General features: G+C 67.2%; 10 protein-coding genes. 1 reads left to right on the top strand and 9 read right to left on the bottom strand.

Going from position 1 to position 14,967, the window contains the following annotated elements:
* Positions 1–81 precede the first annotated feature (81 nt).
* From NVV90_RS09870 to NVV90_RS09830, 9 genes are all read right to left on the bottom strand, one after another.
* Positions 82–1,332 carry an acyl-CoA dehydrogenase family protein gene (locus NVV90_RS09870; RefSeq protein ID WP_258440966.1) on the bottom strand — a complete coding sequence of 417 codons (1,251 nt, stop codon included), beginning with the start codon at positions 1,330–1,332 and terminating at the stop codon, positions 82–84.
* A gap of 147 nt (positions 1,333–1,479) precedes the next feature.
* Positions 1,480–3,456 (bottom strand): amino acid transporter, encoded by a 1,977-nt coding sequence (locus NVV90_RS09865; RefSeq protein WP_258440965.1) that lies wholly within the window; start codon positions 3,454–3,456, stop codon positions 1,480–1,482.
* A gap of 132 nt (positions 3,457–3,588) precedes the next feature.
* Entirely contained in the window at positions 3,589–4,281 is a 693-nt protein-coding gene (locus NVV90_RS09860) for a response regulator (protein WP_258440964.1), read from the bottom strand.
* Positions 4,278–6,917 (bottom strand): DUF4118 domain-containing protein, encoded by a 2,640-nt coding sequence (locus tag NVV90_RS09855; RefSeq protein WP_258440963.1) that lies wholly within the window; start codon positions 6,915–6,917, stop codon positions 4,278–4,280. The genes NVV90_RS09860 and NVV90_RS09855 overlap by 4 nt, the downstream gene beginning before the upstream one ends.
* 29 nt (positions 6,918–6,946) lie before the next feature.
* A complete protein-coding gene (gene kdpC, locus NVV90_RS09850; protein ID WP_258440962.1) occupies positions 6,947–7,561 on the bottom strand; it encodes a K(+)-transporting ATPase subunit C in 615 nt (204 codons plus the stop codon).
* 10 nt (positions 7,562–7,571) lie between these two features.
* Positions 7,572–9,710 carry a potassium-transporting ATPase subunit KdpB gene (kdpB, locus tag NVV90_RS09845; protein WP_258440961.1) on the bottom strand — a complete coding sequence of 713 codons (2,139 nt, stop codon included), beginning with the start codon at positions 9,708–9,710 and terminating at the stop codon, positions 7,572–7,574.
* On the bottom strand, positions 9,707–11,374 hold the full coding sequence (gene kdpA, locus NVV90_RS09840) for a potassium-transporting ATPase subunit KdpA (protein ID WP_258440960.1): 1,668 nt from the start codon (positions 11,372–11,374) through the stop codon (positions 9,707–9,709). Before kdpA ends, kdpB begins: the two co-directional genes overlap by 4 nt.
* 5 nt (positions 11,375–11,379) lie before the next feature.
* The gene (locus tag NVV90_RS09835; RefSeq protein ID WP_258440959.1) at positions 11,380–11,478 is read right to left on the bottom strand and encodes a potassium-transporting ATPase subunit F; all 99 of its coding nucleotides are present in this window, start codon (positions 11,476–11,478) and stop codon (positions 11,380–11,382) included.
* A 281-nt stretch (positions 11,479–11,759) separates the two neighbouring features.
* On the bottom strand, positions 11,760–12,908 hold the full coding sequence (locus tag NVV90_RS09830; RefSeq protein WP_396125397.1) for a magnesium and cobalt transport protein CorA: 1,149 nt from the start codon (positions 12,906–12,908) through the stop codon (positions 11,760–11,762).
* A gap of 405 nt (positions 12,909–13,313) precedes the next feature.
* Between NVV90_RS09830 and NVV90_RS09825 the strand changes: the two genes are divergently transcribed.
* The gene (locus tag NVV90_RS09825) at positions 13,314–14,888 is read left to right on the top strand and encodes a CYTH and CHAD domain-containing protein (RefSeq protein WP_258440957.1); all 1,575 of its coding nucleotides are present in this window, start codon (positions 13,314–13,316) and stop codon (positions 14,886–14,888) included.
* Positions 14,889–14,967 lie beyond the last annotated feature (79 nt).

Below are 14,967 nucleotides of genomic sequence, written 5' to 3'. Positions count from 1 at the left end.
GAAGGGGAATTAGGTGGTTTGCCGGTCTGCGGGGATGCCGGGAGGCTTGCCGGACCGGCGCGGGCGACCCGGAGGAGCGGCTCAGGCGAAGGCGGAGATGCCCGTGATGGAGCGGCCGATGATCAGGGCCTGCACGGTTTCGGTGCCCTCGTAGGTGTGGATGCCTTCAATGTCGGCAAAGTGCCGGGCCACCCGGTTGGCCAGCAGGATGCCGTTGCCGCCCAGCAGGTCGCGGGCGTTGGAGGCGATGGAGCGGGCCGTGCGCGTGCAGGTGAACTTGGCGAGCGAAGCCTGCGCCGGGGTCAGTGCGCCTTCCTCATCCAGCCTGGTCATCTGCATGACCATGAGCTGCATGGTGGCCAGCTCCGAGTGCATGCGGGCGAGGCGCTCCTGCACGATCTGCGAGGCGGCCAAGGGTTTGCCGAACTGCCGGCGCTGGGCGGCGTACTGCACCGCCGTTTCGTAGCAGGCCGTGGCATGCCCGACGGCGGACCACGCCACCCCGAGCCGGGTCGCCAGCAGCACCCGCGAGGTGTCCTTGAAGGAATGGGCGCCCGGAAGCACGTTCTCCTCCGGCACAAAGACGTTCTCCAGGCGGATATGCGCCTGCCAGATCGCACGCAGGGAAACCTTGCCCTCGATAGTGGTGCCCGTGTAACCCGGTGAATCCTGCGGGACAAGGTAGCCGTGGACCTTGCCATCCTCGCCGCGGGCCCAGACGACGGTCACGCCGCCGATCGAACCGTTGCCGATCCACTTCTTCTCGCCGTTGAGTACGTAGCCGCCCTCGACGGCGGTAGCAGTGGTTTCGAGGCCCACGGAGTCGGAACCGTGCGCGGGCTCGGTCAGGGCGAAGGAGCCGTATTCTTCGGCCCGGGACAGCGCCGGCAGCCAGCGTCCGCGCTGTTCCGCGGAACCGCACTCGGCAACGGAACGCAGCGCCAAGCCGCCCTGCACGGCCAGGACCGTGGCAATGGAGCCGTCCCCGCGGCTCAGTTCCATGGTGACCAGGCCGGCGGCGGTCTTGCTCATGGCCGGAAAGCCTTCCACGTCCACGCCGTCGCGCAGCAGGTCCAGCTCCCCCAGGCGCTTGACCAGGTGCAGCGGATACTCGGCGCGCTCCCAGTAGCCGGCGATCACCGGGAGGACCTCATCCTGGACGAAGGCGCGGGCACGGTCCCAATAGGCGCGGTCCTCGGCGCTGATGTCCTTGAAGACCGAGGCCGGATCCGGGTCGAGCGCCTCCGTCAGCACATACTCGGGTTCCATGGTGCCGCTGGGAAAAGAGGCGTGCAGTTCGGTGGGGATGGCAGTGGAGGCGGAGTTTGTCATCAAGCGGTCCTTTGGATTCCAGTGGTTCCCTCCGCCCAGCGGAGACCCGTGGCAAAACCACGTGGAATCAAGAATGAATGAAACTCAGTTCCATGTCAAGGCACTTAGTTTCACAATCGGAGTCTTGCAGCCGCTAACCGGCCGGGTCTAGCCGACGTGGACCCAAGGGCGCTGCCTGACGTCGGGTTCGGCCTGGCGCAGGACCTCGCGCGTGACCGGGGCGATTTCGCCTTCACCCAGGAACAGGAAGCGAAGGAGGTTGATGACCGGATTGCCTTCGGTCCAGCGGAAGTAGATATGGGGCATCAGGCCCGTGACATCGCGGATGTGCAGGAGCACCGAGGCGATCGTGTTCGGGATCACGGGTGCGTGGACCTCCAGCACCGCGTAGCCGTGCCGGAAGATTCCGCGCACTTCCAAGGCCGTCTCAAAGTCTGAGGAATCATCCACCACCACTTCCAGGAACACCGCCGGGTAGTCCTCTGGCAGGTGGCTGACGGCGATGGCGGAATCGAGCTTGTCACGGTAGGCCTCAGCGGTCATCCGGCGGGGTTCGTGGGAGATGATGCCGATGGGCCCGTCCTCCATGGCGGTGAGGAATTCAATGGCCTGCTGGTCGAAGCGGACGTGGGTGGCGTGCAGCTCGAAGGACCGCAGCACCCGGGAGAGCAGCGAGATCAGGATGATGCCAAGGATGAAGAACCCGGCGATCCTGATCCCCTCGGGCCGCTCGATGATGTTGGCGATGGTGGTGTAGATGAACACCACCGCGATCGCGCCGAAACCGATCGTGCGCCGGGATTGCCTGCGGCGCCGCGCCGAGAGGGTCACCGCCACTGCCGCGGACGTCATCAGCACCAGCACGCCGGTGGCGTACGCACCGCCCTGGGCGTCGACGTCGGCGTCGAACAGGTAGGTGACCAGGAACCCGGTCAGGGTGAACACCAGCACCAGGGGGCGCACGGCCCGGGCCCATTCGGGGGCCATGCCGTAGCGGGGCAGGTAGCGCGGGACAAGGTTCAGCAACCCGGCCATGGCCGAGGCCCCGGCGAACCAGAGGATCGCGATGGTGCTCACGTCGTACACGGTGCCAAACCCGGCACCCAGGTACTCGTGGGCCAGGAACGCCAAGGCTCGGCCGTTGGCCTGGCCTCCGGGCTGGAATTCGTGCTCCGGGATCAGCACCACGGTGGTGAAACTGCTGGTGATCAGGAAGGAGCTCATGATGACGGCGGCCGTGGTCAGCAGGCGGCGGGTTCCCCGGATGCGCCCTTCGGGGTGGTCTTCGGTGTCGGATGCATTGCCCCTGACCTGGGGCATCACGGCCACCCCCGTCTCGAAACCGGACAGGCCCAGGGCCAGCTTGGGGAACACCAGCAGCGCAATGCCCACCGCCATGAGCGGGTTCCCGTGGGACGTTGCCAGCACACCCCACCAGTCCCCGATGGCGGACGGATGGATGAAAACCTCCACGAGGGTGATGGCCACGACGACGACGTTCAAGCCCAGATAGACCGCCACCAGGATGACCGCGACCCCGATCGCTTCCTTGAAGCCGCGCAGGAACACCGCAGCCAGCAATGCCAGCAGGACCAGGGTGATGATGACGTTCTGGCCCTGGAGCCAGCTGGGGGCGAACGGGTTCTGGACCAGGTGCGCCGTGGCATCCGCGGCCGAGAGCGTCATGGTGATCATGAAGTCCGTGGCGGCGAATCCCAGCAGGACCAGGACAAACAGTTTGCCGCCCCAACGGGACAGCAACCGCTCCAGCATGGCAATGGATCCTTCACCCCGGTGGCTTTCCCCGGCCACCCGCCGGTAGACCGGCAGTGCACCCAGCAGGGTGACAGCGACCAGCACCAGGGTGGCCAGCGGGGAAATCACCCCGGCCGCCAAGGCCGCGATGGCGGGCTGGTAGCCCAGGGTGGAAAAGTAATCGACGCCGGTCAGGCACATGACCTGCCACCATGCATGCGTTTTCTCGCGCGACGCCAAGACGCCGCCGGGGCCCTGGTGGGAGCCCTTGGAGTCCTGCAGGCCAAGAAGCAGCCATGCCCTGAATGCCTCCGCGGCGCCCGGACGGGGTGTGGACGGATCCGCCGGCGGCCTGCTCATGCTGGTCATCTGTGCCCTTCCGCAAAATGCGAAGCACTGTCTGATTCATGCCGACAGTAACACCGGAGGCGCCCCGCCCGGCGGAATCCGCCGGGATCTTGACGGAATCTTTGCGCGGACCAGTTCAGGGTTGGAAGCGGGTCAGGGCTGGAAGCGGTAGCCGATGCCGGCCTCGGTGAGCAGGTGCCGGGGATTGCCGGGTTCGGGTTCGAGTTTCCGTCTCAGTTGTGCCATGTATACGCGCAGGTAGTTGGCTTCCTTGGCGTAGGCCGGCCCCCAGACCTCGGTGAGGAGTTGCTGCTGGGTGATGAGTTTCTCCGGGTTCCGCACCATGATGTCCAGGATGTTCCATTCCGTGGGGGTCATCCGGACGTCCTGGCCGTCACGGCTCACACGTTTCTTGCCCAGGTCGATGGTGAAGGAGTCCGTCACCACCACGGGGTCCTCATCCCCCGGCTCCGCGGTGCGGCGGAGGATGGCCCGCAGCCGGGCCAGGAGTTCATCGAGCCCGAATGGTTTGGTGATGTAATCGTCCGCCCCGGCGTCCAGGGCCTCCACCTTGTCGTTGGAGCCGTGCCGGGCGGAGAGGACCAGGATCGGTACGCTGCTCCATTCCCGGAGCCTGGTGATGACGGTGGTGCCGTCGATGTCCGGCAGGCCCAGGTCAAGGATCACCACCGCGGCGGGGTGCTGGGCGGCCGAGCGCAGTGCCGTTTCGCCGTCGGGGGCGGTGGCGACGGTGTAGCCGTGGGCCTGGAGTGTGATCTTCAGGGCCCGGACGATGTGCGGATCGTCGTCGACCACCAGGACACTGCCCGCGTGGACGTGGTTCACTGGACGCCCTTCTTGACGGGCAGGGGCGGGGTGTGGGCCCGTTCCAGCAGCACGGACTGTGCCTCGATCGGCGCCTGGGTGGCGCCGCGTTCGAACGCGGCGCCCGTGGACAAGGGCAGGCGGACCAGCATGGTCAGCCCGCCGCCGGGGGTTTCCTCGGCGCTCAGGGTACCGCCCATGGCTTCCGTGAATCCCTTGGCCACGGCCAGGCCGAGGCCAACGCCGGTGGTGGCGGGGACGTCGTTTAGCCGCTGGAAGGGCTGGAACATCTCCACCACGCTCCCGGCGGGGACGCCCTGGCCATGGTCGATGATGCGCAGTTCGCCAGCGGGACGCCCGGCCAGCGTGGTGGTGCTGAGGCCTCCCGCCGCGCCAACGATCACGATGTCCGACGCCGGGGCGTATTTGACGGCGTTCTCCACGATGTTGGCAATGACGCGTTCCAGCATGCCGGCGTCGGCATCAACCTCGGGCATGTTGGCTGGCAGGTCCACCCGGACCTTCCCGGCCGGAATGCCGTGCAGGGCCGCCGGAATCACCTCGTACCAGCGCACGGGCCTGATCAGGGCGTTGACGGAGTCGGAGCTGATGCGCGACATGTCCAGCAGGTTCCCCACCAGGACGTCGAGCCGGTCCGAGCATTCATCGATCGTGGCGAGCAGTTCCTGTTCCTCCTCGGGTGTGTAACGGACGTTGGCCTGCCGCAGCCCTCCGACGGCCAGCTTGATCCCGGCCAGCGGGGTCCGCAGATCGTGGGACACCGCGCGGAGGATTGAAGTGCGCATGGTGTTGCTCTCGGCCAGGCGCACGATTTCCCGGCGGCTGGCCGCGAGCTGACGGCGTTCGAGCTGCGCGGAAAGGTGGGCACCAAAGGCGCCCAGCAGGCGGCGGTCACTCGCGGGCAGGATCCTGCCGGAGAGGACCAGCCGGGTTCCGGCGTCGATCTGTTCGATGTTCTCCCCCGCATCCGGCGCGGCCGCGGGCCGTTCGCCGGCACGGGCCACGAGCCGCCAGCCCGGGTCGGCGCCGCCACCCGCGCCCCCGCCCGGATCCGCGGTGAAGAGGGCAGCGCCGCGCACCTGGAACACATCCAGGGCCTGCTCCAGCAGCCCCTTCACGGTGTCCTCGGCGCTGGACGCGCCGCGGGTCAGGTCCCCGAGGGTGGCAGCTTCGGCGCGGGCGCGGGCGGCTTCCTTGGAGCGCCGCGCCGAGAGGTCCACGACGGCGGCCACGGCGGCCGAGACACCGACGAACACCAGCAAGGCCAGGAGGTTCTGCGGGTCGCTGATGGTCAGGGTCCCCACGGGCGGGGTGGAGAAGTAGTTCACCAGCAGGCTGCTCCACAACGCACCCAGCAGTGCGGGCCACAGCCCGCCCACCAGGGCCACGGCCACGGAGCCGGTCAGCTGGACCAGCACCGCCGTCGCGACGTTGTGTGAGGGACTGGCCGCCAGCAGAAGCTGCAGCAGCACGGGAAGCACCACGGCCAGGGCAAAGCCGAGGGACACGCGGGCGCGTCCAAGGTCCCTCTGGCGGGAGCGTTCCCTGCCGCGGCCGCCGAGCGGATGCGAGACCATGTGGACATCGATGTCGCCGGAGTCCCGGACCACCCTGTTGCCGATGCCGCCACGGATCAGCCGGCTTGCCAGGGAACGGCGCCGGGACACGCCCACAACGATCTGTGTTGCGTTGACGCTGCGGGCGAAGTCCAGGAGCGCCGCCGCCGGATCCTCGCCCGCCACGGTGTGGTAGCTGCCGCCGAGGTCCCGGACCAGGAGCCGTTGTGCTTCGAGATCCTGCGGTGACTCGGCCGCGACCCCATCGGCGGACCGCACGTGAACGGCGAGGAGATCGCCGCCGTTGACGCGTTTGAGGATCCGCGCCGCCCTGCGGATCAGGACCTCTCCTTCGGGCCCGCCCGTCAGGCCGATGACGATCCGTTCCCGCGCCGGCCAACTGGCCGCGATGTTGTTTTCTGCCCGGTACTTGGCCAGGCCCTCGTCCACGCGGTCGGCCAGCCACAGCAGCGCCAGTTCCCGGAGCGCGGTGAGGTTTCCGAACCGGAAGTAGTTCGAAAGCGCCGCATCGACCTTGTCCGCGGCGTAGATCTTGCCGTCCACCAGGCGCTGGCGCAGCAGTTCCGGGGAGATGTCCACCAAGTGGATTTGATCGGCCCGCCGCACCACGTCGTCGGGCACGGTTTCCGCCTGCCGGACGTCCGTGATGGCACTGACCACGTCGCCCAGCGAAGCCAGGTGCTGGACGTTCACCGTGGACAGGACGTTGATGCCGGCTTCGAGGAGTTCCTCGATGTCCTGCCAGCGTTTGCTGTTGCGGGTTCCCGGGACGTTCGAGTGGGCGTATTCGTCCACGACGGCGATGGACGGACGGCGGGCCAGAACGGCGTCGAGGTCCATTTCTTCGAAGAAGGTTCCCCGGTACTCAAGGGTCCGCGGCGGGATGGTTTCCAGGCCGTCGGCGAGCGCCCGGGTATCGCTGCGCCCGTGGTCCATGACAAACGCCACCACAACGTCCTCGCCGCGGCCGCCCAGCCGGTGGGCTTCCTCGAGCATGGCGTAGGTCTTCCCGACCCCCGGGGCTGCCCCAAGGAAAATACGCAGCGTTGCCCGTCCCATGACGCCATTCTTCCACTCCGACTGGATACTCACTTGCCCTGCGCCACGGCGGCCGCCACGTCAAGGTTCAGCTCCGTGACGTTCACGGACGGCTGCCCCAGGAATGCCTCCAGTCCGCTGCTCGTGTGCCGGTCCACCATGGCCTGGACGGCCTCGGGGCTGAGTCCGTGGGCTGCGGCCACACGGGGCACCTGGAGCCGGGCATAGGAGGGCGAGATGTCCGGGTCCAGTCCCGAGCCGGAGGTGGTCACCGCGTCCGCGGGAACCTCGGACTCCGTGACCTCCTCGGCGGCGGCAACGGCGGTGCGGTTGGCGGCAACGGCGTCGAGCAGTTTTGCCTCGTTGGGGCCAAGATTGCTGGCCGAGGACGACGCCGGGTCCCAGCCGACGGCGGAGGGCCGGGCGTGGAACCAGCGCGGATCCTGGGTGCCGGCGTCGTCGGCGGAGGCCTGGGCGATCAGGGCCGAAGCGGCGGGGTTGCCGGCGGGGTCCTTGAGGATGGAGCCGTTGGCCTGGAACGGGGCAACGGCTTGTGCGATGCCGAAGACCGCAAGCGGGTAGAGCAGCCCGAGGATGACGGTGGCCAGCAGCAGGAACCGCAGGGCCGTGCCGGTCTGGCGAAGATAGCCGGAAAGGGTGTTCACAGGTGGCCTCCTAGCCGATGCCGGGGATGAGGGAAATGAGCAGGTCGATGAGTTTGATGCCGATGAAGGGCGCCGCAAGCCCGCCCAGTCCGTAGATCAGCAGGTTCCGGCCCAGGGCCTGGTTGGCCGAGACTGCCCGGTACTTCACGCCGCGGAGGGCCAGCGGAACCAGCATGATGATGATCAGCGCATTGAAGATCACAGCGGACAGGATGGCCGAGGACGGCGAAGCCAGGCCCATGATGTTGAGCAGTCCGAGCCCCGGGAAGGCCGCCGTAAACAGGGCCGGGACGATCGCGAAGTACTTGGCGACGTCGTTGGCCACGGAGAACGTGGTCAGGGCGCCGCGTGTGATGAGGAGTTGCTTCCCGATGCCCACGATGTTGATCAGCTTGGTGGGGTCCGAGTCCAGGTCCACCATGTTGGCGGCTTCCTTGGCGGCCGGCGTGCCCGAGTTCATGGCCACGCCGACGTCTGCGGCAGCCAGCGCGGGGGCATCGTTGGTGCCGTCGCCCGTCATGGCCACAAGCCGGCCTTCAGCCTGTTCCCGCCGGATGACCTCAAGCTTGTCCTCCGGCGTGGCCTCGGCCACGAAGTCGTCCACGCCGGCCTCCGCGGCGATCGCCTTTGCGGTGATGGGGTTGTCGCCGGTGATCATCACGGTGCGGATCCCCATGCGTCGCAGCTCGGCGAAGCGGGCGTGCATGCCCGGCTTGACCACATCTGCCAGGTGCACGGCCCCCAGGATCCGGGCTCCGCCGTCGTGGGCGGTTTCGGCCACCAGAAGCGGTGTGCCGCCTTGCGCCGAAATCTCCTGCACCCTGCGGTCGACCTCGGCAGGCATGCGCCCGCCCGCCTCAGTGACGAAGCGTGCGACGGCGGACGCGGCGCCTTTTCGGATCCTGCGCCCATCGAGGTCCACGCCGCTCATGCGGGTGCTGGCCGTGAATTCGACAATGGCGATCTCTGCCGAGGCCTTGCGCAGCTCGGCCAGATCCGGCGCTTCCACGCCCTTGTCCGCGGCGAGATCAACGATCGAGCGCCCTTCGGGCGTTTCGTCCGCCAGGCTGGACAAGCGGGCGGCGGAGATGAGTTCGGTCCGTTCCACTCCGTTGGCCGGGAAGAAATTGACCGCACGCCGGTTGCCGTACGTGATGGTGCCGGTCTTGTCGAGCAGCAGCGTGGTGATGTCCCCGGCGGTTTCCACGGCACGGCCCGAGGTGGCCAGGACATTGTGCTGTACGAGGCGGTCCATCCCGGCAATGCCGATGGCCGGAACCAGTGCGCCGATGGTGGTGGGGATGAGGCACACCAGGAGCGCCACCAGGACAATCGGCGACGGCGTTGCGCCCGCCAGGGAGGCGAACGGCGCCAGGCTCATGGTGACCGCCAGGAACACGATGGTCAGCGAAACGAGCAGGACATGCAGGGCGATTTCGTTGGGCGTCTTCTGCCGCACGGCACCCTCCACCAGCTTGATCATCCGGTCGATGAACGTCTGGCCCGGTTCGGCCGTGATGCGCACGGCAATGCGGTCCGAGAGGACGCGGGTGCCCCCGGTCACCGAGGAACGGTCCCCGCCGGATTCGCGGATCACAGGAGCGGACTCCCCCGTGATGGTGGATTCGTCCACACTGGCCAGGCCTTCGATGATTTCACCGTCGGAAGGGATGACGTCCCCGGCCTCGCAGATCACCACGTCGTTCAGGCGCAGATCCGTGCCGGGGACCTGCTTGACGGTGCCATCCGCCAGCCGGAGCCGCGCCTGGACGCCCTTGCGGCTTGCCCGGAGGCTGTCGGCCTGGGCCTTGCCGCGGCCCTCGGCGATGGCTTCGGACAGGGTCCCGAACAACACGGTCAGCCACAGCCACACCGTCACGGCGATGCTGAACACCGCGGGTTTGGCGATGCAGATGACGGTGCACAGGGCCGCGCCCACCAGCACGGTGAACATCACCGGCGAATGGACCATCTGGCGCGGCGCCAACTTCCGGACTGCCAGTGGAAGCGCGGCCCCGACGCTGGCAATCGTCAGTTCTGCCGGGGCTTTGGTGTGGTGTTTGTGCTCCCCTGGGGTGCCCAGGGGGTTTCCGTCGGCGAGGGTTGCGGTGGCGCTGTCCCTGGCGAATGCCGTGCTGGGGCGGGTCATTTAAGGAGTCCTTCTGCGAGGGGGCCCAAGGCGAGGGCCGGAAAGTAGCTCAAGGCAGTCATGATCACCGTGACGCCGAGCAGGAGCGAGCCAAAGAGCCAGCCGTGGGTGGGTACGGTGCCGGACGACGCCGGGATCTTCTGCTGTTTGGCGAGGGAACCGGCCAGGGCAAGCACCAGCGCGATCGGCAGGAAACGGCCCAGGAGCATCGCCAGCCCCAGCATCACGGACAGGTAGGGGCCGGAGCTGGTGATCCCGCCGAAGGCCGAGCCGTTGTTGTTGGCGCCGGACGTGAAGGCGTAGAGGAGCTCGCTGAACCGGTGGGGTCCGGCGGCCGGGGCGTTGGCCAAGATGTCCGGCAGCAGCACCGTGATCCCGGCCAGGGCCAGCACCAAGGTGGGCGTCAGCAGGATGTACAGGGCCGCGAGCTTCATTTCCTTGGGGCCGATCTTCTTTCCCAGGAATTCCGGGGTGCGGCCAACCATGAGGCCGGCGATGAACACGGACACTATGGAGAGGATCAGCAGGCCATAGAGCCCTGATCCGGTGCCGCCGGGGGCCACTTCACCGAGCATCATGTTCACCATGGCGACTCCGCCTGCCAGGGGTGGCAGGGAATCGTGGGCAACGTTCACAGCACCGGTGGAGGTCAGCGTGGTGGAGGCCGCAAAGATGGCGCTCTGTGCCGGGCCCAGCCGCTGCTCGAACCCTTCCCCCAATCCTCCGGCAGCCGCCGTCGCGGTTCCCTGCGCGGAGGCAACTGCCCAGCCCATGAGGGCGGTGGAGCCGAGCCAGAGCGTAGCCATGACAGCAACTACCGTGTAGCCCTGCCGCTGGTCCCCCACCATCCGGCCGTAGGCATATGGCAGCGCCGATGGGATCAGCAGGATCAGGAAGACCTGGAAGAGGCTGATGAAGACGTTGGGGTTTTCGAACGGGTGCGCCGAGTTGGCGTTGAAGTAGCCGCCGCCGTTGGTGCCAAGTTCCTTGATGGCCTCTTGGGATGCCACCGGGCCGCCGGGGATCGTCTGGGTGACGCCCGCTGCTGCGTTGGTGACGTCGGTGGGGGAGAAGTTCTGGACCACGCCGCCGATGACCATCACGATCGCCGCGATGGTTGCCAGCGGCAGGAGCACCCGGAAGGACGTCCGGGCCAGGTCCACCCAGAAGTTCCCCAGCCTGTCCGTCCGGGTCCGCGCGATCCCGCGGACCAGCGCGACCACAACAACAATTCCGACGCCGGCGGAGAGGAAGTTCTGCACAGCCAGGAGGCACATCTGGACGAAGATGCCCACCGTGGCCTCGGGGACATACGTCTGCCAATTGGTGTTCGTCACGAAGGAGATCGCGGTGTTCATGGCGATCCAAGGATCCACGCCCGGCAGGGAGCCGCTCCCCGGCAGCACGCCCTGGAGCCGCTGGAGCAGGAAAATCACCAGGATGGAGACCGCCGAGAAAACCAGCACACTGCGGAGATACACAGACCAGCTCTGTTCCGTGCCGGCGTCCACGCCGGCCAGACGATGGAACATGCGCTCCGCGCCGGTGGAGTTCTTGCCCTCAAACACGCGGGCGAGGTAAACGCCCAGCGGTTTGTGCACCAGGACCAGCAACAACAGCAGGACCGCAATCTGGGTGGCGAAGGAGGCGATACTGAAATCCATCCGTATCACCACTTTTCCGGGTGGATCAGAACGGACAGCAAGTACCCCAGCAGGGCCAGCCCGGCCAGCAGGAGCCCGATCCACATGATCGCGTCAAAGATCATTGCCCGCTCACCGGACCATCGCCGTCGACCATTTTGCCCAAAAGGTGGGCTATCCACATCACGATTCCCATGGACACCACGAGAATCCCCACAACAGCCACGTCGGCCACTGGAACGTCCTTTCATCCGCGCCCCGATTGCGGGGCTGATGCCAGTCAACTCCTGGCTGGACGGCACAAACGCGTTCCTAGCGCATCCTTAACGCACCGGAAGTGGATCTTGACGCGTTCTTAACGCCTCCTTGGACTTGGGCGGTGTCCACGGGGCCGGCGGCCCCGTGTTCAGATCCAGCCTCGCTTTTTGAAGACCGTGTACAGGACGATGCTGACACCGGCCATGAGGGTGATGGAGAGCGGGTAGCCGTATTCCCAGCTGAGCTCGGGCATGTTCTCGAAGTTCATTCCGTAGACGGTCCCCACCAGGGTCGGGGCGAAGAGGATGGCAGCCCAGGCGGAGATCTTCTTGACTTCTTCGTTCTGGGCGTTGCTGGCCTCGGCCAGGTGCTTCATTTCCTCGTTCTGCCGTTGCGCGACGAGTGTGGCGTTGACGGTGAGGATGTCGCGGAGCATGAACCGGAATCCGTCAATCCGCTCGTTCGCCTGGGCCGTGTGGTCGGCGACGTCGCGAAGGTACCTCTGGAGTTCCTCGGCGATCCCGTACTTATCGAACCCTCCGGAGAGGGCTGACAGGATGCCCAGGGTGGGGTGGGTGGAACGCTGGAACTGGATGACCTCCCGCGAGAGTTCGTAGATGCGTCGCGAGACTTCGGGGTCGCCGCTGAACACCTCCGTTTCGATTTCGTCGACGTCGTTCTCCAGCCCGGAGACCACCGGGGCATAGCCGTCCACGACGGCGTCCAGGATCGCGTACAAAACCGCTTCCGGGCCAAGCCGCAGCAGCGTGGTGTCGTGCTCGAGGCGGCGGCGGACCCGGGCGAGGTCCGGTGAGCTGCCGTGGCGGACGGTGATGATGAAGTTCGGGCCGACGAAGACGTGCAGCTCGCTGAATTCGATTTCCTCCTGGGAGTCCAGGTAGCGGGCAGCGCGCAGCACGACGAAGAGGGTGTCCCCGTAGCGTTCGATTTTGGAGCGCTGGTGCGCCATCACGGCGTCCTCGATGGCGAGTTCGTGAAGGTCGAACTCGGCGGCCAGGGACTGCAGTTCGGATTCTTCAGGGCGGACCAGGCCGATCCACGCCATGGACCCTTCATGGTGGTTCAGTTCCCGGTAGGTGTCCGGCAGGCTCTGGGGGGACGTAACCCGCTTCCCGTCCAGGTAGATGCCGCTGTCAACGAGGCTCGGGCGGCGGGTTTCGGAGAGGAACGGCGCGGCAGCAGCGTCCTGGGCAGCAGGGTTCTGCAGGGCGCGGGAGGTGCGGTTGGCGAGGGTGTGCAGGCGCGCGGAAAAGCGGCGGGTGTTCATCATGGTGATCCAGACATACAGGAGGTCACGGCCTTAAATGGCCACGGACTTCTCCCGCCAAAGCGTGTGAACGTGGTGTGGAACCTGGGACGTGAGGGTTCAGGCGGGAGGGAAAAAGTCCCGGCCGATACTTGGAGGCTCGGTGTACATGGACACGTCCTCCCATCTGCTTATGTCCGTCGAATCGTGCCAATTGGACCACACCTTTGACGTGACGAGCAAGCCGAACCAACACTCCCCTCTCCTGGCTCTTGCGGATGCGGGTCCGGCTTCCGGCTGTCTCCTGCAGGAAACCGGCTCTGGTCCGGCCGTTCCCCGGCGGCCTATGATCGGGGTGGACGCACCCGGCCTAGGCACCCCGGACACGCCCACGGGGTTGCACTTGTTCCAACAGTGCCGGCAAGGACGCGGACAATGACCAACACGATGAAACCCGGACAAGGCGTCCAGGCGGAGCAGACGGTCGAAACGGAACGGAAATACGACGTCGACTCCGCATCCCCGCTGCCGGCGCTGCTGGAGATTCCCGGCGTCTGGCACGTGGCGGAGCCGGCCGAGACCCTGCTCGAGGCGGTTTACTTTGACACTTCCGTACTGGCCCTGGCCGCCCGGGGCATCACCCTGCGGCGCCGCACCGGCGGGACGGACCACGGCTGGCACCTGAAGATCCCTCTCGGACGGGACAGCCGGCGGGAAATCCACGCACCCCTGGGCCAGCCCGAAACCGTGCCCGAGGGGCTGGCCGAATACCTGCCTGCATACACACGGGGCGACGCCGTCCACCCGATCGTCCGTCTGGCCACCCGCCGCACCACGTACCGCCTGTACGGGCTCGGCGGGGAGCATCTGGCTGACTTCGTCGACGACCACGTCCACGCCGTGGCTTTGGAAGACGCCCTGGAGCAATCCCGGCCCGGCTCCGGCCGGCCCGGCACGGACTGGCGGGAATGGGAGATCGAACTCGTCCACGGAACCGGGGACCTGTTCGCGGCCGCCGCTGAAACCCTCAGCGCTGCGGGGGCCAGCCGCTCGCCGCATGCATCCAAGCTCGCCCGGGCCCTCGGAGACGGCCTCCCGCCCAGACGTGCCACAGACATGGGACAGCCGCGGAAGAAGGGCCAGGCCTTGGATGTGGCCACGGCCTACTTGGGCGGACAGATCACCGAATTGCTCACCCACGACGCCGGCGTCAGGCTGGGGACCCCGGACGCCGTCCACCGGATGCGCTCCGCAACCCGCCGGATCCGCTCCGCACTGAGCACCTACCGGCCGCTCTTCACCAAGGCCAAGTCCAGTCGGCTCGACGAAGAGCTGAGATTGCTCGCCCGGATCCTCGGCCGTCCCCGCGACGCGGAGGTCCTGCGCGAACGCCTCCGCCGGGATTTCCGGCAGTTGCCGCCCGACAGCATCCCCGGGATCGTCGCGGAGTCCATCGAACAGGAGCTCGGAACCGACTACAACGAGGGCTACAGGGAAGTCCTGGCGGCCCTCGGCTCCCGACGCTATTACCGGCTCCTGGACGATCTGGAAGACTTCCGCGACCATCCGCCGGCCATGCCCCTGGCCGCCAAACCGGCCCGCAAGGCCACCGCCATGCTGCTCGGCAAGGCGGCCAAACGCCTTCGCCGGGCACAAAAGTCCGTCGCACGCGCGGGGAAAGGCCCGGACCGGGATGCCGCGCTCCACCGGGTCCGCAAGGACGCCAAGCTGCTGAGGCACGCCGCCGAATCCGTTTCCGGAATCCACGGGAAACCGGCCACCTCGCTGGCCAAGGCGGCCCAGAGGCAGCAGATGGCCCTCGGCGAGCAGCACGACAGCGTGGTGGCACGCACGCTCCTGCGCAGGCTGGGCTCGGACCCGGCACTGCCCGCCTCCGCCTCCTCGGCCTACGGCCGGCTTGCCCGCCTGGAAAAACACCTCGGCGCCACCGCCGAAGCCCGGTACCGCAAAGCCCGAAGGAAAGCCCGCCGGATCCGCTTGCGTGACTGAGCCGCACGACTTCCCTGTCCCTGTCCCATCGACCGGTCCCCGTCACCGGCGCCGGGGCAGCAGGCCACGGGCAGGTTAA

This window comes from Arthrobacter sp. CJ23 (genome assembly GCF_024741795.1).
Lineage (GTDB): Bacteria > Actinomycetota > Actinomycetes > Actinomycetales > Micrococcaceae > Arthrobacter.
Note: the sequence above shows the minus strand (reverse complement) of the source record. Positions and strands in the feature narration are given on the sequence as shown.

Coding starts and splice junctions, on each gene's coding strand:
- NVV90_RS09855 (WP_258440963.1), bottom strand. CDS start 6,917: ATGGGACGGGCAACGCTGCGTATTTTCCTTGGGGCAGCCCCGGGGGTC.
- NVV90_RS09870 (WP_258440966.1), bottom strand. CDS start 1,332: ATGACAAACTCCGCCTCCACTGCCATCCCCACCGAACTGCACGCCTCT.
- NVV90_RS09825 (WP_258440957.1), top strand. CDS start 13,314: ATGACCAACACGATGAAACCCGGACAAGGCGTCCAGGCGGAGCAGACG.
- kdpB (WP_258440961.1), bottom strand. CDS start 9,710: ATGACCCGCCCCAGCACGGCATTCGCCAGGGACAGCGCCACCGCAACC.
- kdpA (WP_258440960.1), bottom strand. CDS start 11,374: ATGGATTTCAGTATCGCCTCCTTCGCCACCCAGATTGCGGTCCTGCTG.
- NVV90_RS09835 (WP_258440959.1), bottom strand. CDS start 11,478: ATGATCTTTGACGCGATCATGTGGATCGGGCTCCTGCTGGCCGGGCTG.
- NVV90_RS09865 (WP_258440965.1), bottom strand. CDS start 3,456: ATGACCAGCATGAGCAGGCCGCCGGCGGATCCGTCCACACCCCGTCCG.